Raw genomic sequence first — 23535 nt, forward strand, 5'->3', positions numbered from 1 at the left:
CCTCATGCGCGTTCTGGTGGTCGACAACTACGACAGCTTCGTCTACAACCTGGTCCAGTATCTGGCCCAGCTCGGTGCCGACTGCACTGTGTGGCGCAATGACGTCGTCGACCTCGACAAGGTCACCGAGTTCGACGGCGTGCTCGTCTCGCCCGGCCCCGGTACCCCGGAACGCGCTGGTCAGAGCATGGACGTCATCCGCAAATGCGCCGAGGCGAAGGTGCCGATGCTCGGCGTCTGCCTCGGTCACCAGGCACTCGGCGTCGTCTTCGGCGCCACTGTGGACCGTGCGCCCGAGCTGCTGCACGGCAAGACGAGCCAGGTCCGCCACGTCGGCCGCGGCGTGCTCGCCGGGCTGCCGGAGGAGTTCACCGCCACTCGCTATCACTCGCTGACCGTGCTGCCGGAGACCATCCCCGCTGTGTTCGAGGTCACCGGGCGCACCGAGTCCGGCGTGGTCATGGGCATGCGTCACCGCGAGCTGCCGCTCGAAGGCGTCCAGTTCCACCCTGAGTCGGTGCTCACCGAGGGCGGCCACCGGATGCTGGCGAACTGGATGGCCTCGGCAGGCCACCCGGTCTCGGAGTCCACTGTGGAAACGCTAGAGCGCGCGACCAAGGCCTTGCAGAAGGCCGCCGTTGCGTGATCCGGCTGCTGGGGGTCGGCAAGAGCTACGTACGGGGTAGGCCCGTCCTCGACGGGGTCGACCTCGAAATCGGCCGTGGCCGCATCGTCGGCATCCGCGGCTCGAACGGCTCCGGCAAGTCGACACTGCTCCGGATCATGGCCGGTGTTTCCCGGCCGAGCACCGGCACGATCGAGGGCCGTCCCGTGGTCGGCTATCTCCCTGACAGGTTCCCCGCCGCGCAGCGGATGAGCGCGCGGGCGTACCTGCGGCACATGGGGCGGATCCGCGGCATCACCGATCTGTCCCTTGTGGACGAGCTGCTCGACCGCCTCGCGCTGGTCGGCGGCAAGAGCACTCAGCTGCGACAGCTGTCCAAGGGAAACGCCCAGAAAGTCGGCCTGGTGCAAGCGATTCTCGCTCAGCCGGACCTGCTCATCCTGGACGAGCCGTGGTCCGGTTTGGACGTCGAGGCGCACACCGTGCTCGGCGAGATCGTCGAGGAGACCAAGGCACGCGGCGCGAGCGTGGTCTTCACCGACCACCGCCCTGACGTCGTGCACGAGCACGCCGACGACGTCCACCTCATCATCGACGGCAAGCTCACCACCGAGACCAGGCGTCAGGCTTCGGTCCGCATCGTCCTGTCTGGCCCGAACGGCGAACGTGTCGAGAAGGTCGTCGACGCGCCCAGTTCCGACGCGGTGCTGCTGGCCGCGCTCAACGACGGCTGGTCGGTCCAAGAGGTGATCCAGTGCTAGCGGTCGCGCGGTACAACTTGGCTCTGCTGGGCCATTCCCAGCGCTACATCCCGGCGTCGATCCTGCTGTTCGGCGTGCTCGGCATGCAGTACACCGAGCGCAAAGCCCCGGTTCTGCCCGAGTTCGCGGTGAGTGCGGGCGCACTGCTTGTCGTCTCCTGCTGGCTGACCATCGCGCTCATCGACGTCGAAGATCCCGTCCAGCGCCTGATCACCTTGAGCCACGCCAGAAAGCTCGCACCGGTGCTGGCAGGCGCGATCTTGACCGTGCTCGTCTGCGCCGCGGCGCTCACCGCGATCTCCGAGACCTGGGCATTCGCCAGCCACCTCGGCAACGTTTCCCTCGGCCATCTGGGACTCGGCGCGCTGGCGCACCTCGCCTGCGCGTGCGCGGGCATCGCGATCGGCCTGCCCTGCTCCCGCCTGCTGGTCGGCAGGATCGGCTGGACACTGGTCGCGGCGCTCATCACGCTCATCGTCGTCATGCTGACCCACTGGCTTCCCATCGTGAACCCAATGCTCCGCGCGCTGGCGGCCGACGTTCCACCAGGTCCGGGCCCGGTCTTCGCCGGCTTCGCCGCCTCGGCGATCGCATTGCTGCTCAGTGCCGGTGCGGTAGGGATTCTGGTCTACCGCCGGGCGTAAGCTGCAATCTGCAAATTGCATCTGGCGCGAGGAGGACCTGTGGTGTCTGGAACCGTGGTGATCAGCCTGACCGGCTCCGGTCACGAACTCCTCCATCTCGCTGGGTGGTTGCGAGGCGAGGATGACCTCCGCCCCGGCGTCACGATGGCCGACGACTCGATCGAGGTGGTCGTGAACAGCGGATCGATCGCGACACTGTGCACTTCGGTCTTCGACTGGCTCGGCCACCGAAGAGAGATCGACTCGGTTTCCCTCAGCATGAGAGCCGAGAAGGCTTAGCCCTGAGAAACGACGAAGGCCCCGCGAGTGTGACTCGCGGGGCCTTCGTTCGTTCACTGCCGATCAGGGAAAGCCGGGCACGCCCGTCTTCGACGACGTGGTCGGCTGACCACCGCCGTTGTTGGTGTACACCGTCATCGTGACGTCCTGCTTCTGCGTGATCGTCGAGCCGCCGGTCGGGTCGGTCGACGCGACGGTGCCGATATCGTTCGGGTTGAAGGTGCCCTTGGTCTTCTGGATGATCTTGCCGCCCCAGCCGGACCTGCGCAGCTTGTCCAGTTCGGCGTTCGCCTGATCCACCGTCATCCCGACCAGACTCGGCATCTGGAACTGGGTCTGCGAGCCGTTGGAAACCTCGAGCACGATCTGGGTGCCGACCGCCACGTTGCCGCCGTTCGGCTTCTGCGAGACGACCTGGTCCTTCGGCTTGTCGGAGTCGACGTCCTTGCGCTGAACGTTGAACCCGGCGGCGGTGAGACCGGCCTTGGCCTCGGCGAAGGATTTGCCCGTGTAGTCGGTGACCGGCTTTTGTTCCTTGGTCTTGCCTATCTTGATGGTCACCTGGGTGCCCTGCTCGACCTGCTTGCCCGCGGCCGGATCCTGTTCCTGGACCTTGCCCGCCTGCGTCTGGTCGTCAACGTCGACCTCTTCGACGTTGGGGTTCAGGGTCAGGCCCTGCGCCGCGAGTGCGTTTTCGGCCTCGGCGCGCGTCTTGGTCGCCAGGTCGGGTACCGCCACCTTGCCGGGGGCGACGCCGACGGTCAGCTTGAGCTTGATGGTGGTCGCCACCTTGCTGCCCGCCGCCGGATCGATCGCGATGACCTTGCCGATCTGCTCGGTCGTGCAGGGGACCTTGGCGGTGCTCTGCGCACCGCAAGGGACGGGAATCCGCTCGAAGGTGAAACCCGCGGAGCGCAGCTGAGTGCCCGCTTCGGCTTCGGTCATCCCGACGACGTTGGGGATCTGGGCCTCGGTGGTCGTGTCCTTGAACGCGCCCATCAGCCACATGATCAGCAAGGCCGCGGCTGCGACGAGGACACCGGCCACGACCGCGATGATCGTGCGGCGGCGGCGCTTCGCGCGCGGGTCCTCTTCGTCCATGGCCGCGGCGAACTCGTCGTAGCGCTGCGACTGGCGGCGGTCCGAGTCCATGACCTGGGTGCGCTCGTCCTCCGACATGACCATCGGTGCGGACGGGCGCTGCCCCGACAAGGTGCGGACCAGGTCGGACCGCATTTCGGCGGAGGACTGGTACCGGTTGGCCGGGCCCTTCGACAGTGCCTTGAGCACGACAGCGTCGAGTTCCGGCGAGACCGCCGGGTTGACCGAGGACGGCGGCTTGGGGTCTTCACGGACGTGCTGGTACGCCACGGCAACGGGGGAGTCGCCGGTGAACGGGGGCTCCCCGGTGACGAGTTCGTAGAGCACGCAGCCCGCGGCGTAGACGTCGGAGCGGGCGTCGACCTGCTCGCCGCGTGCCTGCTCGGGGGAGAGGTACTGGGCGGTGCCGATCACGGCCGCGGTCTGGGTCATCGCGGACTGGCCGTCGTGCATCGCGCGGGCGATGCCGAAGTCCATCACCTTGACCGCGCCGTTCTTCGTGATCATCACGTTGGCGGGCTTGACGTCACGGTGGACGATGCTGTGCCGGTGCGAGAAGTCGAGTGCCGCGCAGACGTCGGCCATGACCTCCATGGCCCGCTTCTGCGACATCGGGCCCTCGGTCTTGACGATGTCACGCAGCGTCCGGCCTTCGACGTACTCCATGACGATGTAGGGCAGCGGGCCGAACTCGGTGTTCGCCTCGCCGGTGTCGTAGACGGCGACGATCGCCGGGTGGTTGAGCGCGGCGGCGTTCTGGGCCTCGCGGCGGAAGCGTTCCTGGAACTGGGGGTCGCGCGCCAGATCGGCGCGCAGGATCTTGATCGCCACTTCGCGGCCCAGCCGCACGTCATGGCCGTGGTGAACCTCGGACATACCGCCGTAACCGAGCGTGTCTCCCAGCTCGTACCGGTTGCTGAGCAGTCTTGGTGTGCTCATTTCTGCGTGCCGTTCCATTCCGTCCAAGGTGTGCTCATCATGCCCTGAGGGCCTTCAGCCGGCTGTGTGGGTTCATAGGCCGACCCGGTCGGCCGCACGTCCGGTTGTTCATTCGCCGGTGGCCGGTCTCCGCCGCCTGCCACCTTCACGATCACCAGCACGGCGGCCGTCACGATCAAGACCAGGACCACCACCAGCGCGACCCACAGCCCGGTGTGACTTCGTCTCTGCTGAGGCAGCCCGCCGGATGGCGGCACCGGCATCAGCGCGGGATGCGACGGCGGCCCGATCGGGGCCATCGGGTTGTGCAACGGCACTGGTGCGTAACCCGAGTTCAGCATCTGCTGGGGAACCGGCAGTGGGTGCCCGGCCTTGACCGCGGCGATGGCGGCCGCGAACTCGCCGCCGTTGTTGTACCGCTGCCTCGGGTCCTTCACGAGTGTGGCCTCGATGACGGCCCGCGCGTGCGGCGGGACGTCCGGTGGCAGCGGCGGCGGAATGTCGCGGATGTGCATCATCGCGACGGTCACCGCGTTCTCCGACAGGAACGGCCGGTGCCCGGTCAGGCATTCCCAGCCGCACACCGCCAGCGAGTAGACGTCGCTCGCCGGCTCCGCGCCGTGGCCGAGCGCCTGCTCCGGCGCGATGTAGTGGGCGGTGCCCATGACCATGCCGGATCGGGTCACCGGCGCGGCGTCGGCGGCCTTGGCGATGCCGAAGTCGGTGATCTTCACCTGCCCGTTCTTGGTGACCAATATGTTGCCCGGCTTGATGTCGCGGTGCACCAGGCCTTGCTCGTGCGCCGCCTGCAGCGCGTTTCCGGCCTGCTCCAGGATGTCCAACGTCGCGTCCGCGGTGATGCGGCCCTGTTTCGCCAGAATCCCGGCGAGCGGGTCGCCTTCGACGAGCTCCATCACCAGGTAGGCGATCGACAGCTCGTCGGCGACGGTCTCGCCATAGTCGTGTACGGCCGCGATACCCGGATGGTTCAGCGAAGCCGTCATCCTGGCCTCCGTGCGGAACCGGTGCAGGAACTCGGCGTCCCCGGACAGCTCCGCCTTCAGCACCTTCACCGCGACCGTGCGGTCCAGCCGGGTGTCACTGGCCTGCCAGACCTCGCCCATCCCGCCGACGGCGATCCGGTGCGTCAGCTTGTAGCGCTCGGCGAGCAGTTGACCCGTGGACAGCATCCGCTATCCACCCCCGAGCTTCGCGTTGATCGCGGCGCGCCCGATCTCGGCGGCGACGGTGCCGCCGGTCGCCTCCAGGCCGCGGTTACCACCGGACTCGACGATGACCGCGACGGCGATCTGCGGGTCGTTGGCGGGCGCGAACCCGGTGTACCAGGCGTGCGGCGGGGTGTTCTTGGGGTCGTTGCCGTGCTCGGCGGTGCCCGTCTTCGACGCGATCTGGATGTCGTTGCGCTTGCCGGCGCCCTTGGTGAAGCCCTCCGACGCGAGCATCATGTCGCGCAGGATGTTCGCGTTGGCGTTGCTCAGCGCCGGGGTGCCGGTCAGCTCCTGCGGGTTGATGTCCTGCAGCGTCGAGGTGTCCGGCGCCAGCAGCGCCTGCACGAGCTGCGGCTTCATGGCCATGCCGCCGTTGGCGATGGTGGCCGAGAGCATGCAGTCCTGCAGCGGGCTCAGCAGCACGTCACGCTGGCCGATGCCGCTCTGGTAGAGCGCGGCCTGCGATTCGAGCTTGCCGAGCGTCGAGGTGGCGACCTTGGTCGGGATGACCAGGTCGTTCTGCCCGATGCCGAAGTTGGCGGCGACCTTGGTCAGCTTGTCCTTGCCGAGCTTGCCTGCGAACTCCGCGAACGGGACGTTGCACGAGTGGGCGAGCGCGTCCTTGAACGTGGTGCCCGCGCACGCGGCGCCGCCGTAGTTCTCCAGCGTGGTCTGCGTCTGCGGGAGCTGCACGTTCGGCGCCGAATTGATCGGGGTGTCCGGGCCGTTGCCGTCTTCGAGCGCGGCGGCGGCGGTGACCAGCTTGAACGTCGAACCGGGCGGGTAGATCTCCTGGATCGCGCGGTTCAGCATCGGCTTCTTGGGGTCCTGGGAGTAGGACGTCCAGGCCTGCTCCTGCGCCTTGCCGTCGTGTGAGGCCAGCTTGTTCGGGTCGTACGACGGGGTCGAGACCATCGCGAGGATGCGGCCGGTCTTCGGCTCCATCGCGACGACCGAGCCGGTGTAGCCCTTCTGCATCATCAGCTCGTACGCGGCCTGCTGGACGGCGGGGTCGATGGTCAGCCGGACGTTGCCACCACGCGGGTCGCGGCCGGTGATCATGTCCGAAAGCCGCCGCACGAACAGCCGGGGGTCGGAGCCGTTGAGGATGTCGTCCTCGGCACGCTCCATGCCGCCCGCGCCGTAGCGCACCGAGTAGTAGCCGGTGACCGGCGCGTACATCGGGCCGTCGACGTAGGTCCTGGTGAAGCGGAACTTGTCGGCCGACTCGGTCACGCCCGCGACGATCTTGCCGCCGACCTGCGCGACGATCTGACCGCGCTGGCGGGCGTACTCGTCGAGCAGCACGCGCGCGTTGCGGGAGTCGGTGCGGTAGTCGTCCGCCTTCACGACCTGGATGTAGGTGGCGTTGCCCAGCAGCAGGAGCACCATGACGAGCATGGCGACGCCTACCTTGCGCAGAGGTGTGTTCACTTGGGTCGCTCCACCATCACCGTGTGTGCCTCGGCCAGCGGAGCCTGGGGCTGCTGGGGCTTGGGCCGCGCCGCCGGCCTGCGTGCGGCGTCGGAGATCCGCAGCAGCAGTGCCACGAGTACGTAGTTCGCCAGCAGCGAAGAGCCGCCCCGCGAGAGGAACGGCGCGGTGATGCCCGTCATCGGGATCAGCTTGGTGACCCCGCCGACGACCACGAAGATCTGCATCACGATGGCGAACGAGAGCCCGCCGCCGAGCAGCTTGCCGAAGGTGTCACGGACGGCCAGCGCGCTGCGCATGCCGCGCATCGCGAGCAGCAGGTACACCATCAGGATCGCGGCGAGGCCGATGAAGCCGAGCTCCTCGCCGATCGCCGCGGTGATGAAGTCGGTGCTCGCCTCGGGGACCATGTCCGGCCGCCCAGCGCCGAGCCCGGTGCCGCCGACGCCGCCGGTGCCGAGCCCGAACAGGCCCTGCGCGATCTGGTAACCGCCGCCGGGGTCGTCGTAGGTGGCCAGCGGGTCCATCCAGTTGGCGACGCGCTGCTGGACGTGCGTGAACAGGTTGTACGCGATGATGCAGCCGCCGAGGAACATGCTCACGCCCAGCACGACCCAGATCACGCGCTCGGTCGCGACGTAGAGCATCACCAGCACGACACCGAAGAACAGCAGCGACGTGCCGAGGTCTTTTTCGAACACCAGCACGCCGATGCAGGCGCCCGCGGCGATCAGGATCGGGCCGAGGTCACGGGCTCGCGGCAGTTCGACGCCGAGGAACTTCTTGCCCGCCACCATGAACAAGTCGCGTTTGGACACCAGGAACGCGGCGAAGAAGACCATCAAGAGGATCTTCGCGAACTCACCTGGCTGGATCGACATGAAGCCGAGCTTGATCCACACCTTCGCGCCGTTGACCTCGGACAGGCTCTTCGGCAACACGGCGGGAAGCGCCAGCGCGATGATCCCGATCAGCCCTGCCGTGTAGCCGTAGCGGGTCAGCGTGCGGTGGTCCTTGACGATGATCAGCACGGCGAGGAACAACGCCAGCGCGATGACCGTCCACAGGATCTGCTTGGGCGCGTCCGGCGAGAACGCCTTCCCGTTCTGGATCGCCCGCTCGGCCGACGCCAGGTCGATCCGGTAGATCATCACCAGGCCCATGCCGTTGAGCAGCGCGACGCACGGCAGGATCAGCGGATCCGCGTACGGCGCCCAGCGGCGCACCGCGCCGTGCGCGACACCGAAGACGGTCAGGTACGAGAGCCCGTACCAGAACACGGCGGCCGTGAGCTGATGGTCCTGGTTGGCCTCGACCAGCACGAAAGCCACCGTGACGATGAACGCCGCGAAGGCGAGCAACACCAGTTCGGTGCCTCGCCTCGTCGGGAGTTCACGCTGAGGATTGGTGGTGAACGCCCCCGCTGCCGGGTCTGCCAGTTGCGGACCCATCAGTTACCGCCTCCTGGCGACACGGATGTCGATGAGGTCGCCTGGCAGTCCCTCCTCGGCTGTTCCGTGCCGGACGGGGCCGAAGAAGTGGTCGTCGGGGTGCCGCTCGGTTGCTGCGACGAAGACGACGGCGGCGGCGAAGTGTTGGTGGGGCAGGGCGGCGGGGTGAGCACCTTGTTGGAGCGCAGGAAGTCGTCGATGTAGCGGCGGGCCTCGTCGAGGCTGTCCTTCTTCACGCCGTTCTTGATCGCGACCCGCGCGTCCTCCTGCAGGCTGGACAGCCGCAGCGGCTCACAGGCCTGGATCTGGCACGAACCCTGCTCCTGCGTCTGCAGGTCGATGCCGAGGATGCTGCCGGGCACACCGCGGAAGATGACGACCTCGTCGTTGGCGCCTTCGCCGACGTAGTACTGGCTGAGCACGAAATACCGGGTGGTGATCGCGGCGGCCGCGAGCACGATGAGCACCACGATCCCGCCTACCAGCCAGCGAAATCGCTTCCGGCGTTTGGCCTTCGGGTCCTCTTGCGGCTGCGGGAGCTCGGGGCGGGGCTGGGGCGGCGGCTGCGTGAGCGCGCGTGCCCTGGCCGCGGGCGAGTCCGCCTGCGGGCGTTCGTCGCTGCCGTCACCGGCAGCGCCTCCCACGATCGGATGATCGTCGCCGAAGTCGACGTCGACCACGTCGGCGATGATCACCGTGACGTTGTCGGTGCCGCCGCCGCGCAGCGCGAGCTCGATCATCCGGTCCGCGCAGTCCTGCGGGTCGCGGATGAGCATCGCGTCGGCGAGCGTCTCGTCGCTGACCATGCCGGACAGGCCATCGGAGCAGATCAGGTAGCGGTCGCCAGCCCGCGCCTCGCGCACAGTGAGCGTCGGCTCGACCTCATGCCCGGTGAGCGCCTTGAGCAGCAGCGAGCGCTGGGGGTGGACAGCGGCCTCTTCCGGCGTGATCCGGCCCTGCTCCAGCAGCTCGTTGACGAAACTGTCGTCACGGGTGATCTGCGAGAACTGGCCGTTGCGCAGCAGATAGGCGCGCGAGTCACCGACGTGGACCATGCCGAGCCTGGAGCCGGAGAACAGCACCGCGGTGAGCGTGGTCCCCATGCCTTCGAGGTCGGGGTCCTGGGAGACGAGCTCGGCGATGGCCCCGTTGCCGTTACCGACGGCTTCACGGAGCTGGGCGAGCAGGTCATCGCCCGGCTCGTCGTCGTCGAGCGGCGCGAGTGAGGCGATGACGACCTTGCTGGCGACTTCACCGGCGGCGTGACCGCCCATGCCGTCGGCGAGTGCGAGCAGGCGCGGACCCGCGTACACCGAGTCCTGGTTGCTGGAACGAACCAGGCCACGGTCGCTGCGGGCCGCGTAGCGGAGTACGAGAGTCATGGGCGAAGCTCGATCACCGTCTTGCCGATTCGGATGGGGACGCCGAGTGGGACTCGGAGGGGTGCAGTGACCTTAGCCCGGTCGAGGTACGTGCCGTTCGTCGAGCCTAGATCTTCCACGTACCAGTCCTCGCCACGCAGGGAAATCCTGGCGTGGCGGGTCGACGCGTAGTCGTCGTCGAGCACCAGTGTCGAGTCGTCGGCGCGGCCGATCAGGATCGGCCTGCCGTCCAGCGCGATCCTGGTCCCGGACAGCGCGCCGTGCGTGACGATGAGCTGCTGCGGCGACTTCCCGCCGCGTGGTCTCTTCTCCGCCTTCTTCTTCCGGCCGAACGACGGGATCGCGACGCGGAGCCCGGAGGCCGCGTACAGGTCCGAGCGGACGACTCGGAGCGCGGCGAACACGAACAGCCAGAGCAGCACGAGAAAACCTGCTCTGGTCAGTTGAACGACAAGCTCTGGCACGTGTTGTGTCCGCTCCCGACTCTTTACGCAACTCCGTCACGCCAACCTGCGACACGGCGTGCGTCGCAGGTCCCCCCGCAACGCAATTGTGCGGGAACGGCTCGAACCTCCTGAAATCAGCCCTGTGTGCGGAAGACCAGCGACGAGTGACCGACCCTGATGACGTCGCCGTCGGCGAGCTGCCAGGTCTGCACCGGAGTGCCGTTCACCGTGGTGCCGTTGGTCGAGCCGATGTCGGCGAGCGTCGCCGACTGGCCGTCCCAGGTGATCTCGAGGTGACGCCGCGAGACGCCGGTGTCCGGGAGCCGGAAGTCGGCGTCCTGGCCACGGCCGACCACGTTGCCGCCCTGCTTCAGGGAGTATGTCCGGTTCGATCCGTCATCGAGCTGCAGGCTCGCCGCGAGCGCGCGGTTTCCGGCAGGCGGTGAAGGCGGCGCGTAGCTCTGCTGGGCGTAGCCACCCTGCTGCTGGGCGTACGGGTCGGGCTGGCCGTAACCACCCTGGTCGTAGCCGGGCTGCGCCGGGGGCTGTCCGTACTGGTCGTAACCGGGCTGCGCGGGCTGGCCATAGCCACCCTGGTCGTAGCCGGGCTGCGCCGGGGGCTGTCCGTACTGGTCGTAACCGGGCTGCGCCGGGGGCTGGCCGTAACCACCCTGGTCGTAGCCGGGCTGCGCCGGAGGCTGACCGTAACCCTGGTCATAGCCGGGCTGCTGCTGGCCGTAGCCCTGGTCGTAACCGGGCTGCGCGGGCTGCTGCTGTCCGTACTGGTCGTAACCGGGCTGCTGACCGTAACCCTGGTCATACCCCGGCTGGCCACCCTGCTGCTGGCCATAGCCCTGGTCGTAGCCGGGCTGCTGACCGCCCTGCTGCTGTCCATAGCCGTACTGGCCCTGCTGGCCGTACGGGTCTCCCTGGTCATATTGGCCGTAGCCACCGGGCTGGCTCATTGCTGGGTCTCCTGCGTTGCTGGGTGGTGCTGACCGTCCAGAACGGCCGGCGTCTTGCGGTTTGACGTCGGGATCGACGGACGAGCGGGTCTTGAACTGTCCAGTATGCAGCGCCTCGTTGCGCTCGAGCGAGACTACGACGTCACCATAGGTGTCCCAACCGTGCTCTGCGAGATGTTCCGAGACCGCCTGGGCGAGAACTTTCGTGACCCGCTGTTCGTCTCCGGCCATCCGGTCATGGTCGGCCTGCCCCAAAGCCACGATGTAGTGGTTGGGGGCGAGCAAACGACCGCCGGCCAGCTCACGAACGTTGTCCTCACTTTCCCGCTCAAGCGCCACCGCCACTTCCTGCGTGACGACGTTGCCACCGAACATCCGCGCGAAGGTGTTACCGACCAGGTGCTCGAGTCGCCGATCGAACTTCTCAACCCGGCCCACCTGGACAAGCCTCCTTCATGGTCTCTGCTTCCCTTCGATCCTATCCGGGCCGGAGCCCACCTACACGGCCCCCGGTGAAACCCGCTCAAACGGGCTGCTAAGCTAGCTCCGCTGCACAAGCAACTCGGGCGAGTGGCGGAATGGCAGACGCGCACGGTTCAGGTCCGTGTGTCCGAAAGGACGTGGGGGTTCAACTCCCCCTTCGCCCACCAGCAAGGCCCCTTGGTGTTAGACGCCAAGGGGCCTTTTCTGTTGCTTGGATATGACCCGGCTCACTTGAAGCACAGCGGCAGGCTCGCCGGTCCGCGCAGTGTCACGGTGGGAGACCAGGTCGGCAGGGCCGTCTGGTGGAACGAATGCGCACGTTCGGTCAGCGCGAGCAGTAATGTCTTCGCTTCCAAACGGGCGAGCGGTGCGCCCAGGCAGAAGTGAATGCCCTGGCCGAACGCCAGATGCCTGCCCGATGGCCGCTTCAGGTCAAAACGATCCGGGTTCTCGTGCGAGCGCGGGTCCCGGTTGGCGGCGCCGATGAGGATGACCGCGTCCGTGCCCTTGCTGACAGATAGGTCACCGATGGCCGTCGGCGCCAGGGCTGTCCGCATGGTCAGCTGGACGGGGGAGTCGTACCGGAGCACCTCTTCGACCGTTTGCGCTGCTAGCGAACGGTCGGTGGTGAGCGCGTGCAATTGCTCCGGATGGTCCAGCAACGCGAGCACCCCGTTGCCGATCAGGTTGGTCGTCGTCTCGTGGCCGGCGATGAGCAGCAGCATCACCGTGATCACCAGCTCGCCCTCGCTGAGGCTGTCGCCGGAGTCGGAGACCGCGACCAGGTCCGACAGCAGATCCTCGGTCGGCTCACGACGGCGTTCCCCGGCCAGTTGCCGGAAGTACGCGACGAACTCGCGCCTGGCGCGCACCGCCTCCAGCCGCACGTCTTCCGGCAGGAGGAACGCCGGGTCCAGCGCCCGCGCCATGGCATTCGACCAGGCGGCGAACCGGTCGCGGTCGGCGAGCGGGACCCCGAGCAGCTCACTGATCACGATGACCGGCAACGGCTTGGCGATCTCGCTCATGAGATCGGCCTCACCTTTTTCGGTCGCGGCGTCGACCAGCTCACGGGAGAGCGCCTCGATACGCGGGGCCAGCCGCTCGATGGTCCGCGGGGTGAACGCCTTCGAGACCAGACGGCGCAACCGGGTGTGGTCCGGAGGATTGAGCCCGAGGAACGAACGGATGACCTTGCCGTCGGCGTCCACCGGCTCGTTCTCGTCCGGATCGGGCAGTACCTCTGGCTCCGTATGGCCGAACGCGGGATCCCGCAGCACCGAAGTCGCCTCCTCGTGCCCGCTCACGACGACGAAGTTGTCGTGCAGCGCCAGCACTTCGCCGCGAGCGCGGACCTGCCGGTACATCGGGTACGGGTCGGCTCTGGTTTCCGGGGCGAACAAGGTCTCGAGCATCTACCCAGACTGCCTGAGATTCCCTAGTCGCGAGGGAAGAAAGCCGACTTCCCGAGCGCGCCGTGCCAGTCGGACGGGCTGACGACGGTGTTCTGCCCAGTGACGATGTGATGCGCCGGGACGTCCATGGTGACCGTCGCGCCCGCACAGATGTAGGCGCCGGTGCCGATATTGATGCCGCCGATCAGCGTCGCCCCCCACCCGACGAACACGTTGTCCTGAAGGCGGGGCGAGCTCTCCTCGGCCTCCGGGGCGTCCCAGGGGAGCGTCGGGTCGAGCTGACGGTGGATCAGGTCGCCGAAGACCCGGCAATTCGCGCCGATGTGGCTGCGCTCGCAGACCAGCGAGCAGCCGATGATCGACCCGTCGCCGATCTTGGCCTTGGCGCCGACCGAAGCGCGATGCGTGAGCAGCACGTTCTTGCCCAGCGTGACGCCGCCTTCGAGATGACAGTAGGTATCGAGGATCGAGTCGTCGCCGATCTGCGACTCCTCCACCACGACGCAGAACGGGCCGATGTCGCAGCGGGCGCCGACCGTCGTCTTCCGGTCCAGCCGGTCCCAGTCACCGACCTGCAGGCGCCGGTAGGGGACGCCGATTTCTGCGGTTGACGCGACTGTGGCGCTGCTGTCGATCTGTACGGCCTCGTAAACGGCCATGGGTCTTCCTCTCGCGAGTCTCCCCGACCGCACTGAGATCGAGAGAGTCTAAGGCGGTAGTGAGCGAGGTGGCGCACAAGTCCCCCAGTCGGGATCGCCAAACGGCGAGGTCCTCGTGCCAGGTATGCAGATATACGGACAGCGCGCGTGCGTCGATCGACGCACGCCTGGCTTCCGCCGCTTCGAGCGCGATGGCCGCTTCGAGCGCGGTGATCGTGGGGTCGCCGCAGGCGATGCCGTCGGCGGTCTCGGCGATGAGCTGTCGGCGTCCGTCGAGAAAACGGTCCCAGAATTCTGGGGTCCCGGCCGTCTCCTGGGGAAGCAAGCTGTGGGCGAGTTCCATAAGTCCCTCGGCGAAGACGTCCCCGAACTCCTCGCCGACGGCCCGCGATGGGCGCGCGAACGGGTCATAGGGGAGTTGCCGCACCGAGCCGGTCCGGCCGACGCGGCGGCGCCGGACGCTCGGAGACAGGAACAGCCAGTCTTCGTTGTAGATCTCGGGAAAGAAGGAGTAGACGCGGTTGGCGTCGACCAGCAGGGCCGAACCGCTGACGAAAGTGTCCTGCTTGGCGCCCGCCAGCCGGTTCGCGTGGCAGACCACGGAGTTGTCGGGGAAGTCGCGGACCTCGAGGCCGACCATGTCGAGCGGCCCGAGCGCGGCGGCGGCCCGCCGGAGTTGCGCGGGCACGAGACCGGCGATGTCGTCGTCGAGAAACATCAGCCGTCGCCAGCCTGCCAGTTTCGCCAGTACGAGGCCGAGATTGCGTTTCGTGCTGAGATCGCCGAGCCTGGCCGCCTTCGCCTCCTCGATCCGTGAGGTCGCGAAGTCGAACAGCGGATGCCGGTATCCGGCAGGCAGGTCGACGGCCAGCCAGCGCAGGTTGGGGATCCTGGCGGCGAGGTGGCCGAAGTCCGCCGCGGTCGCGGACCTGCTGCACAGCACGACGGCGAGCGAGCCGAGCTTGGCCGCGACCTCGGCGGTTTCCCGCAACCCTGCCGCACGTCTGGTCGCGGACACGACGATCGCGTCCGGCGCCGCGTAGCCGAAGGGCACCGGGCTCAGCAGCTCCCGGTGGGAGCACCTCGCTGGAACGAGTGCTGTCGCCATCACCCCGCCGGCCATTCGTAGAGCCGGGAATCGGGATTGTGCAGGTCCGGGGTCGCGGGCATGGCGCCGATCACCGGCACCCGCATCAGCAGGCCGAAGTTCTCGATCGATCCGAAGCGGGTCTTCGCGTAGTCGGTGTTGCGGTCGCCGACGGCCGCGTCGGTGAAACAGCGGACCGCGCCGAACACGCCCCTGGTCATCACGCCGCCACAGATGGTGAGCGTGCGGGCCACGTTGTTCGGGTTGGGCAGGCGGATGAACAGGCCGACGTCCTCGACCACCTCGGCCCGATGCTCGTCGGCGAACACCGCGTCCACACGGCCGCCGCCGGGGATCTCGAACCACTCGCCGTTGGGGATCTCGGCGTTCGCCGGCACCTGGGAGACCGGGAAGTCGGCCTGCCGCACCACATCCCTGGTCGTGTCGTTCAGCGCGGCGCCGCCGAGCAGCACGAGGTGGGCCTGCAGGTCGTCCGGCTCGGCTGTCAGCTTGTGCTGCACATCCGAGTGGGGGTTGAGCGCCCGGATATGGCTGAACAGTTCGACCATCGCGTCGAGGTCCGCGTAGGCCGAGAGCCGCATGAAATTGGCGTTGGCCGGATCCGCGTACTCCGTCTTCTCGCCGTCCGGCAGCTCGCCGCAGATGATGCGGACCGGGCCACCGTCGGGGAAACGCCACAGGTCGGGCAGCTGGTCGAGGTCATCGGGATGACGACCGGTCGCGGTGGCGTGCAGGTGCAGCAACTCACGGCGGAGGCTCTCGAACTCCGTGTGTTCCTCGCCTGCGAAGAAGCGCGCGTAGTCCGTGACCCGGCGCTCGCTGGGTGTCTTCTTGCCGTTCTCCCACGAGGAGACGATGGAGACGCCGACGCCGAGCGCGTCCGCGATCGCCTTCTGCTTCAGCCCGGCGGCTGTGCGAAGTTCGAGCAGACGGGCGGACAGGTCCACGCTGGCTTCCTCGCTGTTCACCGAAGTTCACCCAGGCGGTGAAGTGATGGCATCCAACCACTCGGATTCCGTGGTGGCAAATGAAAACCCGAAAATGGGCGTTGACCTGGAGATCTGTCGCGCCGTACCCTCAATACACCGGACTACACCACAAGGAGAAAACTTTACCAAACTGGTGAACTTGAGCAGAGGGGCGCGCCATGAACCTGTCAGCTTCGCAAGCCGAAATGTCGACACAGTCGCTCGGGTCAGGGTTGCTGGCCGGTCTGGTGGTCGCGCTGGTGGTCATCGCGCTCGTGCTGGCGCGGATCATGCGGCACGTTCTCGACCTGGTGAAGCCGATCGTCGCGCCGCTGCTCTCCACGGTCGGGGTCCTCGTGCTGGCCACCGTGGTGCTGGCGATCACCGTGTTCTCCGCAGGTGAGGCCGCTCCGCCGCCGACGGTCCAGAATCCGCCGGCGCCGGTCATCGCCGCGGTCAAATAGAAACGGCGGGCACCCAGGGGTGCCCGCCGTTTTGGCTTGTCCGAGTCAGTTCACGCCCAGCAGGTCCACGACGAAGACCAGCGTCTCGCCGGGCTTGATGACGCCGCCCGCGCCGCGGTCGCCGTATGCCAGGTGCGGCGGGATGACCAGCTTGCGCCTGCCGCCGACCTTCATGCCGTCGACGCCCTGGTCCCAGCCGGGGATGACCTGGCCGTGGCCGAGGTTGAAGTCCAGCGGCTCGCCACGGTTCCACGACGAGTCGAACTCCGCGCCAGTGGAGAAGGAGACTCCGACGTAGTGCACCGAGACGGCGTCGCCCGCCTTGGCTTGCCGGCCGTCGCCGACGGTGATGTCGGTGGTTTCGAGCGCCGCGGGCGGGTTGCCTTCGGGGCGGTCCACGATGGGCTTTTCCAAACTCATGCCGAACACCGTACCGAGCGTTCATCGATCCTGCTCACGGCTACGTGCTACTCCATAGGGGCAGAGCGAAGGTGAAAAGTCTTCACAATTGGCGGCCGGTTAACTAACGTGCGCTGCGTCACGTCTGCGAAGGAGCAACTGGCATGCCTGGTCGCATGAAAATCCTCGTCACGCTCACCGCGCTGACGGCCGCCACAGTCATCACGACCACTCCCCAAGCCAACGCCGCACCACTGATCGCGCCCAATGACTACTGCCTGGGTCAGTGCAACGACATCGTGCCGCCCGGCGAGAACGGCAACGCCACGCTCGCCGACATCCTCGCCCACAAGGCGTTCGGCACCCGTCCGGCGCACGCGTCCGATCAGCTGCCGAAGTACGCGGGGCTGGCCGACGGCTACAAGACGCTCACCACGTCGACGATCAGCAAGTTCTTCAACGACTCGTCGTTCGGTGTGCCCGCCGACCAGGTGGAGAGCACGACCAAACCACGCGCGGACGTGACGATCACCCGCGACAAGGCGACCGGGGTGCCGCATATCGTCGGCACCACCCGCGCCGGCACGACGTTCGGCGCCGGCTTCGCCGCGGCGCAGGACCGGCTGTGGCTGATGGACGTGATGCGTCACGTCGGGCGCGGGCAGGTGACGCCGTTCGCCGGCGGCGCCCCGTCCAACCGCTCGCTGGAGCAGTCCTTCTTCTCGGCGGCGCCGTACACCGAGGCCGAGCTGCTCGACCAGATCAACAAGGTCGCCGCGGCCGGGCCGCGTGGTGCGCAGGCGCTCGCCGACGCGCGGTCCTATGTCGAGGGCGTCAACAAGTACATCACCGACTCGCACGCGGGCCGGTACTTCCCCGGTGAGTACGTGCTGACCGGGCACATCGACTCGATCACCAACGCAGGCAAGATCGACCCGTTCACGCTGACCGACCTGGTCGTGCTCGCGTCCGTGGTCGGCGCGCAGTTCGGCGCCGGCGGCGGCGGAGAGGTCCAGCAGGCCGTCGCGAAGATGGCGCTGCAAGAGAAGTACGGTCTCGAGCAGGGTGAGAAGGTTTGGCAAAGTCTGCGGTCCGAGGACGACCCCGAGACCGTCAAGACATTGCATGACGGCCAGACGTTCCCGTACGGCAAGACGCCTGCGAACCCGCAGGGCCTCGCGATGCCGGACAAGGGCACGGTTTCCGGGCAGCAGCTGGTGTTCGACCAGACCGGCTCCGCCGCGGCGCCCGCCACCGAGCGCGTCGCCGCGCCCAAGGAGCTCGAGCCCGCGCGTGGCATGTTCGACAACGGCGTGCTGCCCGCGAACCTGCTGACCGAGAAGCACGGCATGTCCAACGCGCTGGTCGTGTCCGGTTCGAAGACCGCCAGCGGGCACCCGGTTGCCGTGTTCGGTCCGCAGACCGGCTACTTCGCGCCGCAGCTGCTCATGCTGCAGGAGCTGCAGGGACCGGGCATCAGCGCACGCGGCGCCTCGTTCGCCGGCATCAGCTTCTACGTACTGCTCGGCCGCGGCCAGGACTACTCGTGGAGCGCGACCAGCGCGGGTCAGGACATCACCGACACCTACGCGCTCGAGCTCTGTGACCCGAGCGGCAAGCCCGCGACGAAGGAGTCCAACTACTACCGGTTCAAGGGCCAGTGCGTGCCGATGGACACCATCGAGCGCAAGAACGCGTGGAAGCCGTCCGTCGCCGACTCGACGGCGGCCGGTTCGTACACGCTGCGCAGCTACCGCACCAATTACGGCCCGGTGACCAGCCGCGCGCTGGTCGGCGGCAAGCCGGTGGCGTACACGTCACTGCGCTCGACGTTCTTCCACGAGGTCGACTCGATCGTCGGCTTCCAGGAGTTCAACGACCCCGACTTCATCCACGGCGCCCAGGACTTCCAGCGCGCCGCGCAGGACGTCAACTACACGTTCAACTGGTTCTACGCCGACTCGAAGGACGTGGCGTACTACAACTCCGGCAGCAACCCGGTTCGTCAGTCCACTGTGGACCCGAGCATGCCGGTCAAGGCGGACGCCGGTTTCGACTGGCAGGGCTGGGACCCCAACGGCAACAAGGCGAACTACACGCCGCCCGCCCAGCACCCGCAGTCGATCAACCAGGACTACTACGTCAGCTGGAACAACGCGCAGGCCAACGGGTATGCGGCTGGCGGCGCAGACAAGTCGTCCGTGCACAGGGCCGACCTGCTCGACGTGCGCGTCAAGCAGCTGATCTCCAGCGGCACCAAGGTGACCAGGGTCAACCTGACCCAGGCCATGGAGGAAGCCGCGCTGACCGACCTGCGTGCCGAAAAGGTATTGCCGCAACTGCTGCGAGTCATCGAAAAGGCACCGGTCACCGGCCCAGCGGCGGACGCTGTCGCGAAGCTGAAGGCATGGCTCGCCACCGGCGCCAAGCGGTCGGAGACCACGCCGGGCAGCAAGACGTACGCGTACGCCGACGCCATCCGGATCATCGACGCGTGGTGGCCGCTGCTGGTCGCCGCCGAGTTCAAGCCCGGCATGGGCGACGCCGCGTACAAGGCGATGACCGACGTGCTCCAGATCAACCAGAGCCCGTCCGGCTGGCAGAACGAGGAACCCGGCCAGCACCACGGCCAGCCGCACCAGGGTTCGGCGTACCAGTCCGGCTGGTGGGGCTACGTCCACAAGGACATCCGCTCGATACTCGGCGACCAGGTCGCCGGTCCGCTCGGCGCGAAGTACTGCGGCGGCGGGGATGTCACGGCGTGCCGTCAGGTGTTGCTCGACTCGCTCGCCGCGGCGGCCGCACAGCCCGCGACCACGGTGTACCCGGCGGATGGCACCTGCTCGGCCGGTGACCAGTGGTGCCTCGACTCACTGGCGCACACCGCGCTGGGCGGCATCACGCACGACAAGATCAGCACCCAGAACCGCCCGACCTTCCAGCAGGTCGTCGAGTACCCGTCAGCACGAGGCGTCGCCGTGTCCAACTCGGCCGCCAACAAGCTGGCGAGCGCGACCAGTTACGAGAAGGGCTGGTTCAACCTGCCGCCTGCCAACGCCGTCGACGAGAACCAGTCGACGCGCTGGGCCAGCGACTGGAACGACCAGCAGTCGCTGACGGTCGACCTGGGTTCGGCGCAAGCGGTCTCCCGCGTCATCATGCGCTGGGAGGTCGCCTACGGCCGGGCGTACAAGATCCAGCTTTCCGACGACGGCCAGAATTGGCGGGAGGCGGCGTCCATAGTGGACGGTGACGGCGGCATCGACAACGTCAGCTTCGCGACGTCGACCGCCCGGTACGTCCGCATGGCCGGGGTCCAGCGCGGCACCAACCACGGTTACTCGCTCTACGATTTCGAGGTGTATTCGCGCTAGTCATGGCACGATCCCGGGCATGATTACCGGTGCCCACGTGATCCTGTACAGCAACGACGCCGACGCCGACCGCGCGTTCATCCGTGACGTGCTCGGCTACCCGCACATCGACGCGGGCGGGGGCTGGCTGATCTTCAAGCTCCCGCCCGCCGAGGTGGCGGTCCATCCCACCGAAGGCAAAGGCCAGCACGAGCTCTACCTGATGTGCGACGACGTGCATGCCACGGTCGCCGAGCTGACCGCCAAAGGCGTCGAGTTCGCCCAGCCGGTCACCGACCAGGGCTGGGGGCTGCTGTGCACCATCCGCCTGCCGGGCGGCGGCGACCTCGGCCTCTACGAACCCCGTCACCCCAAGGCGTACGAGCTTTAGCCACGCAACGTGAGACTCGACTCGCTGCTGACCAGCGGTTCGGCGGTTACCGTGATCGAGTGGACTCCGAATGGTCAGCTCGTACCCGTGCCGTAGCCGCAGGCCGTCCCCACGGCCCCGGTGAGCCGCTGAACACCCCGATCGTGCCCGCCAGCACCTTCTACGCAGGCGGCGACCGCGACTACTCCCGCGAAGACGGCACTCCCACCTGGGAGGCGCTGGAGCAGGTGATCGGCGAGCTCGAAGGCGGCCACGCCACGGCGTTCGCGTCGGGCATCGCCACGCTCGCCGCGATCATCGACATCACGCCGGTCGGTGCGAAGGTCGCCGTGCCGACGTTCAGCTACGCGGGCTCGCGTGGCCTGCTCGCGCGCGCCCATCGGACCGGACGCCTGGTCGTCACCGAGCTACCGCCGGAGGACACCGACGCGTGGACCGGCTCCGACGCGGACCTGCTGTGGCTGGAGTCGCCGACCAATCCGACACTCGACCTGATGGACATCAAGGCCATCGCGGCCGCCACCAGCGGACGGGTCGTCGTCGACAACACCTTCGCGAGCCCACTCGCCCAGCAGCCGCTCGCCATGGGCGCGGACGTCGTCGTGCACAGCGCGACCAAACTGATCGGCGGCCACAGCGACCTCCTGCTCGGCCTCACCGTCGCCGCGGACCCCGCGCTGGCGAAGGAACTCCGCGACGCACGCACCCGCAACGGCGCGACCCCAGGTGCGCTGGAGGCTTACCTCGCGCTTCGCGGGCTGCGCACCTTGCCGGTCCGCCTGGCCGAGCAGACCCGTACGGCCGCGATCCTCGCGGAGCGGCTGGCCGGGCACCCTGCTGTCACCAAGGTCCGCTACCCGGGCGAGGGCATGATGATCGCCTTCGAGCTCCCCGACGCCGAAACCGCCGACGCGATGACCGCCCGCCTGCGCCTGATCCGCCGTGCGACCAGCCTCGGCGGGGTCGAAAGCGTCGTCGAGCGCCGCGCCTGGCTCGCGGGTGACGCCCATGTCCCCGCCGGGCTCCTGCGGTTCAGCGTCGGCCTCGAAGACCCCGAGGACCTGTGGCACGACCTGCGAACCGCCTTGGAGGGGTCGTGAGTGTTTACGCCGGTTAGAACCGGCAATACCGCTCACGACCCTCGGCGAGAGTCTCTAGCCGACACCCGAGCTCGGGTAAGGGAAGCCGCGCGGCGCTTCGGCATCGATGTCGACCCAACGCCGCATGCCAGCGTCACAAGCCGCGTAACCCCAGTTGATCAGGCGTTCCTGCACGACCTTGGGCATCCTCGTCAGCCGCGTGGCTGTCTCGGCGAGTGTGTGCGTCCGATCGACCGGGGCGGCCAGCGCGTCGGACAACTCGAAGTTCGAGATGTCGCTGTAGCTGCCCCAGTAGGTCCCGCTCATCTCTTTGTCCACATAGGACTTCAAAAGCGCGCCGGTGCGCAGCTCGCGGACCTGGTTGTCCACGATGTCCAGTACTCGCAGCAGCTGACCCGGCCAGCTGCGCTTGGGCGTGCCCGTGCGGGTCATCCGCTTGCCCGCGTCGCTGACCAGCACGGTCGCGTGCTGGTCTTCGACGGGATCGAGGCCCAGGTTGTCGTAGACGCCCGCGTCGCTGAGCACGATCTCGCCGCTTCGGTCCTCGCGTGGATCGGGGACGAGCACGGGGGACAGGAACGGCGGGAAGGCCGAGGACGCCGCGACGGCGGTCGCGAGCGGGACCTGGCCGTAGGGCCCTGATTGGCGGAAGAACCACCAGAGCGCGCCGTCCTGCAGGTTCGTCGCGGTGAACACGAACCGGGGGCCGCTCGGGTCGAGCTGGTCGAGGCGGCGGTCGCCGAACAGATGCTTGGCGTAGGCGTCGGCGAGTTCCTCACCGACACTGCGGCCGGGCTTCAGCATGCCGCGCAGCACGATCGGGATGTCGAGCCGCTTTCCGGCGAGCCTGCGCAGTGGCGCGACGACCTCGTCGCGGAAGTTGGCCGCGACACCACCGCTGAACCGCAGCTTCGGCCACGCGTGCGCGAGCGTGCCCGCGGCGATCGAGCCGCCGGAAACGCTGGACACGCAACAGAGTTTGGGCAGCCAGCCGAGTTCGTTGAGCCGCCAGAGCGCGCCGGTGTGGAACAGCATGGCGCGGTAGCCGCCGCCGGACAGTGCCAGGCCGACCCCTTCGCGTTTGTTCTCCCCCTGAGACATGGAATCAGGTTAGGAGTGGGGTCTCATCCCAAGTCTTCCCTTTCGAGCAGCGCTTCGAGCAGACCCCGCTCACCTTCCGGGACATACTCGGCGTAGTTGTCGTACAAAGCCTGTTTCGCCAGTCGTGACGCGCGGGCGCCGTCGCCGTCGCGGATCGCGTCGAGCACTTCGCTGTGGTGGGTGATCCAGGTATGCATCAGCTCCGTCCGGTCCCTGGCCTTCTCCAGCCGGTCTTCGATCAGCTCGAGGAAGACGTTGTGCACCGCCTCGCTACTGAACACCAGCAGCGCGTTACCCGTGGCGCGCGCGATCATCTCGTGGAAGAGAATGTCCGCGAGGCTGTACGTCGCGTAGCTCTCCTCGGCGCCGCGCCGCATCGCGTCGAGCGCCTTTTCGAGATCACGAAGGTGTTCGTCGGTGCGCAGGCGTGCGGCCAGTAGATGCGCCGAGCCGTCGAGCACCATCCGGAACTGCAGTAGCTCGGCGAGCCCGAGGTGATCCGCGCGCGCCAGCCGGTGCATGGACTTCTTGAGCGCCGCCGGCGACGCGGCGAGAATCTCCGGGCCGCGCGGGTCGCCGGGCTTGGACCGGACGAGGTCACCCGCCTGCAGTACCCGCAACGCCTCCCGCACAGTGGACCGGCTGACCCCGAACTGGGTCATCAGATCGCGCTCGCTCGGCAGCCGTTCACCCGCCTTCAAACGGCCGCTGACCACGGCTTCTTCTATCTGCTCGACCACGCGCTCATAGGCACGCACCGGTGCGACGCGCTCGAACTCCATCTGTGTTCATCCTTGACTCGCGGCTGGCTTTCTGGGTTACTGGTCTGACCAGCATA

General features: G+C 67.7%; 22 protein-coding genes and 1 tRNA gene. 9 read left to right on the forward strand and 14 right to left on the reverse strand.

Features of this window, described 5'->3' with window-relative positions; genetic code table 11:
* The first annotated feature begins 4 nt into the window (after nucleotides 1-4).
* The 4 genes from ACFV15_RS04270 to ACFV15_RS04285 are packed head-to-tail and all read left to right on the forward strand — an operon-like array spanning nucleotide 5 to nucleotide 2309.
* Nucleotides 5-646, forward strand: a complete 642-nt coding sequence (locus ACFV15_RS04270; protein WP_378348684.1) for an aminodeoxychorismate/anthranilate synthase component II — start codon at nucleotides 5-7, stop codon at nucleotides 644-646.
* Nucleotides 643-1386, forward strand: coding sequence for an ATP-binding cassette domain-containing protein (locus tag ACFV15_RS04275; protein WP_378348685.1), 744 nt, complete (start codon nucleotides 643-645; stop codon nucleotides 1384-1386). Before ACFV15_RS04270 ends, ACFV15_RS04275 begins: the two co-directional genes overlap by 4 nt.
* Nucleotides 1380-2030, forward strand: coding sequence for a hypothetical protein (locus ACFV15_RS04280; RefSeq protein WP_378348686.1), 651 nt, complete (start codon nucleotides 1380-1382; stop codon nucleotides 2028-2030). The genes ACFV15_RS04275 and ACFV15_RS04280 overlap by 7 nt, the downstream gene beginning before the upstream one ends.
* A gap of 42 nt (nucleotides 2031-2072) precedes the next feature.
* Nucleotides 2073-2309 carry a hypothetical protein gene (locus ACFV15_RS04285; RefSeq protein ID WP_378348687.1) on the forward strand — a complete coding sequence of 79 codons (237 nt, stop codon included), beginning with the start codon at nucleotides 2073-2075 and terminating at the stop codon, nucleotides 2307-2309.
* Between the two features lie 63 nt (nucleotides 2310-2372).
* On the opposite strand, the gene pknB is transcribed toward ACFV15_RS04285, so the two are convergent.
* The 7 genes from pknB to ACFV15_RS04320 form a co-directional block, all read right to left on the reverse strand.
* Nucleotides 2373-4349 carry a Stk1 family PASTA domain-containing Ser/Thr kinase gene (pknB, locus tag ACFV15_RS04290; protein WP_378348688.1) on the reverse strand — a complete coding sequence of 659 codons (1977 nt, stop codon included), beginning with the start codon at nucleotides 4347-4349 and terminating at the stop codon, nucleotides 2373-2375.
* Nucleotides 4346-5539, reverse strand: coding sequence for a serine/threonine-protein kinase (locus ACFV15_RS04295; RefSeq protein WP_378348689.1), 1194 nt, complete (start codon nucleotides 5537-5539; stop codon nucleotides 4346-4348). Before ACFV15_RS04295 ends, pknB begins: the two co-directional genes overlap by 4 nt.
* Before the next feature lie 3 nt (nucleotides 5540-5542).
* Complete coding sequence (locus tag ACFV15_RS04300) at nucleotides 5543-7012, reverse strand: peptidoglycan D,D-transpeptidase FtsI family protein (protein WP_378348690.1); 1470 nt, start codon at nucleotides 7010-7012, stop codon at nucleotides 5543-5545.
* A complete protein-coding gene (locus tag ACFV15_RS04305; RefSeq protein WP_378348691.1) occupies nucleotides 7009-8463 on the reverse strand; it encodes an FtsW/RodA/SpoVE family cell cycle protein in 1455 nt (484 codons plus the stop codon). Before ACFV15_RS04305 ends, ACFV15_RS04300 begins: the two co-directional genes overlap by 4 nt.
* Nucleotides 8463-9845: a PP2C family protein-serine/threonine phosphatase gene (locus ACFV15_RS04310; protein ID WP_378348692.1), complete on the reverse strand. Its 1383-nt coding sequence runs from the start codon at nucleotides 9843-9845 to the stop codon at nucleotides 8463-8465. The genes ACFV15_RS04305 and ACFV15_RS04310 overlap by 1 nt, the downstream gene beginning before the upstream one ends.
* Complete coding sequence (locus tag ACFV15_RS04315; protein ID WP_091288903.1) at nucleotides 9842-10309, reverse strand: FHA domain-containing protein; 468 nt, start codon at nucleotides 10307-10309, stop codon at nucleotides 9842-9844. The genes ACFV15_RS04310 and ACFV15_RS04315 overlap by 4 nt, the downstream gene beginning before the upstream one ends.
* 116 nt (nucleotides 10310-10425) lie before the next feature.
* Complete coding sequence (locus ACFV15_RS04320) at nucleotides 10426-11694, reverse strand: FhaA domain-containing protein (protein WP_378348693.1); 1269 nt, start codon at nucleotides 11692-11694, stop codon at nucleotides 10426-10428.
* 126 nt (nucleotides 11695-11820) lie between these two features.
* On the opposite strand from ACFV15_RS04320, the gene ACFV15_RS04325 reads away from it, so the two are divergent.
* Nucleotides 11821-11906 (forward strand) — tRNA-Leu (locus tag ACFV15_RS04325).
* A gap of 60 nt (nucleotides 11907-11966) precedes the next feature.
* Here ACFV15_RS04325 and ACFV15_RS04330 read toward each other — a convergent pair.
* Genes ACFV15_RS04330 through ACFV15_RS04345 form a run of 4 tightly spaced genes read right to left on the reverse strand, consistent with a single transcriptional unit; the run spans nucleotide 11967 to nucleotide 15889 of the window.
* Nucleotides 11967-13154: a cytochrome P450 gene (locus tag ACFV15_RS04330; RefSeq protein ID WP_378348694.1), complete on the reverse strand. Its 1188-nt coding sequence runs from the start codon at nucleotides 13152-13154 to the stop codon at nucleotides 11967-11969.
* Between the two features lie 23 nt (nucleotides 13155-13177).
* On the reverse strand, nucleotides 13178-13813 hold the full coding sequence (locus ACFV15_RS04335) for a hypothetical protein (RefSeq protein WP_378348695.1): 636 nt from the start codon (nucleotides 13811-13813) through the stop codon (nucleotides 13178-13180).
* Nucleotides 13719-14921, reverse strand: coding sequence for a hypothetical protein (locus tag ACFV15_RS04340; protein WP_378348696.1), 1203 nt, complete (start codon nucleotides 14919-14921; stop codon nucleotides 13719-13721). Before ACFV15_RS04340 ends, ACFV15_RS04335 begins: the two co-directional genes overlap by 95 nt.
* Nucleotides 14921-15889 carry a helix-turn-helix domain-containing protein gene (locus ACFV15_RS04345; protein WP_378348697.1) on the reverse strand — a complete coding sequence of 323 codons (969 nt, stop codon included), beginning with the start codon at nucleotides 15887-15889 and terminating at the stop codon, nucleotides 14921-14923. The genes ACFV15_RS04340 and ACFV15_RS04345 overlap by 1 nt, the downstream gene beginning before the upstream one ends.
* A gap of 179 nt (nucleotides 15890-16068) precedes the next feature.
* On the opposite strand from ACFV15_RS04345, the gene ACFV15_RS04350 reads away from it, so the two are divergent.
* A complete protein-coding gene (locus tag ACFV15_RS04350; protein WP_378348698.1) occupies nucleotides 16069-16353 on the forward strand; it encodes a hypothetical protein in 285 nt (94 codons plus the stop codon).
* Nucleotides 16354-16398: 45 nt separating this feature from the next.
* On the opposite strand, the gene ACFV15_RS04355 is transcribed toward ACFV15_RS04350, so the two are convergent.
* Nucleotides 16399-16773 carry an FKBP-type peptidyl-prolyl cis-trans isomerase gene (locus ACFV15_RS04355; protein ID WP_378348699.1) on the reverse strand — a complete coding sequence of 125 codons (375 nt, stop codon included), beginning with the start codon at nucleotides 16771-16773 and terminating at the stop codon, nucleotides 16399-16401.
* 143 nt (nucleotides 16774-16916) lie between these two features.
* Here ACFV15_RS04355 and ACFV15_RS04360 point away from each other — a divergent pair, with 143 nt between their 5' ends.
* The 3 genes from ACFV15_RS04360 to ACFV15_RS04370 are packed head-to-tail and all read left to right on the forward strand — an operon-like array spanning nucleotide 16917 to nucleotide 21596.
* Nucleotides 16917-20126, forward strand: a complete 3210-nt coding sequence (locus ACFV15_RS04360) for a penicillin acylase family protein (RefSeq protein ID WP_378348700.1) — start codon at nucleotides 16917-16919, stop codon at nucleotides 20124-20126.
* A gap of 19 nt (nucleotides 20127-20145) precedes the next feature.
* Nucleotides 20146-20496 (forward strand): VOC family protein, encoded by a 351-nt coding sequence (locus tag ACFV15_RS04365; RefSeq protein ID WP_378348701.1) that lies wholly within the window; start codon nucleotides 20146-20148, stop codon nucleotides 20494-20496.
* A gap of 59 nt (nucleotides 20497-20555) precedes the next feature.
* A complete protein-coding gene (locus ACFV15_RS04370; protein WP_378348702.1) occupies nucleotides 20556-21596 on the forward strand; it encodes a trans-sulfuration enzyme family protein in 1041 nt (346 codons plus the stop codon).
* A 54-nt stretch (nucleotides 21597-21650) separates the two neighbouring features.
* Here the strand turns inward: ACFV15_RS04370 and ACFV15_RS04375 are convergent, their stop codons facing one another.
* Nucleotides 21651-22697 (reverse strand): patatin-like phospholipase family protein, encoded by a 1047-nt coding sequence (locus ACFV15_RS04375; protein WP_378348703.1) that lies wholly within the window; start codon nucleotides 22695-22697, stop codon nucleotides 21651-21653.
* Between the two features lie 23 nt (nucleotides 22698-22720).
* A complete protein-coding gene (locus ACFV15_RS04380; RefSeq protein WP_378348704.1) occupies nucleotides 22721-23479 on the reverse strand; it encodes a FadR/GntR family transcriptional regulator in 759 nt (252 codons plus the stop codon).
* Nucleotides 23480-23535: the final 56 nt, after the last annotated feature.

This window comes from Amycolatopsis sp. NPDC059657, from assembly GCF_042734395.1.
Lineage (GTDB): Bacteria > Actinomycetota > Actinomycetes > Mycobacteriales > Pseudonocardiaceae > Amycolatopsis.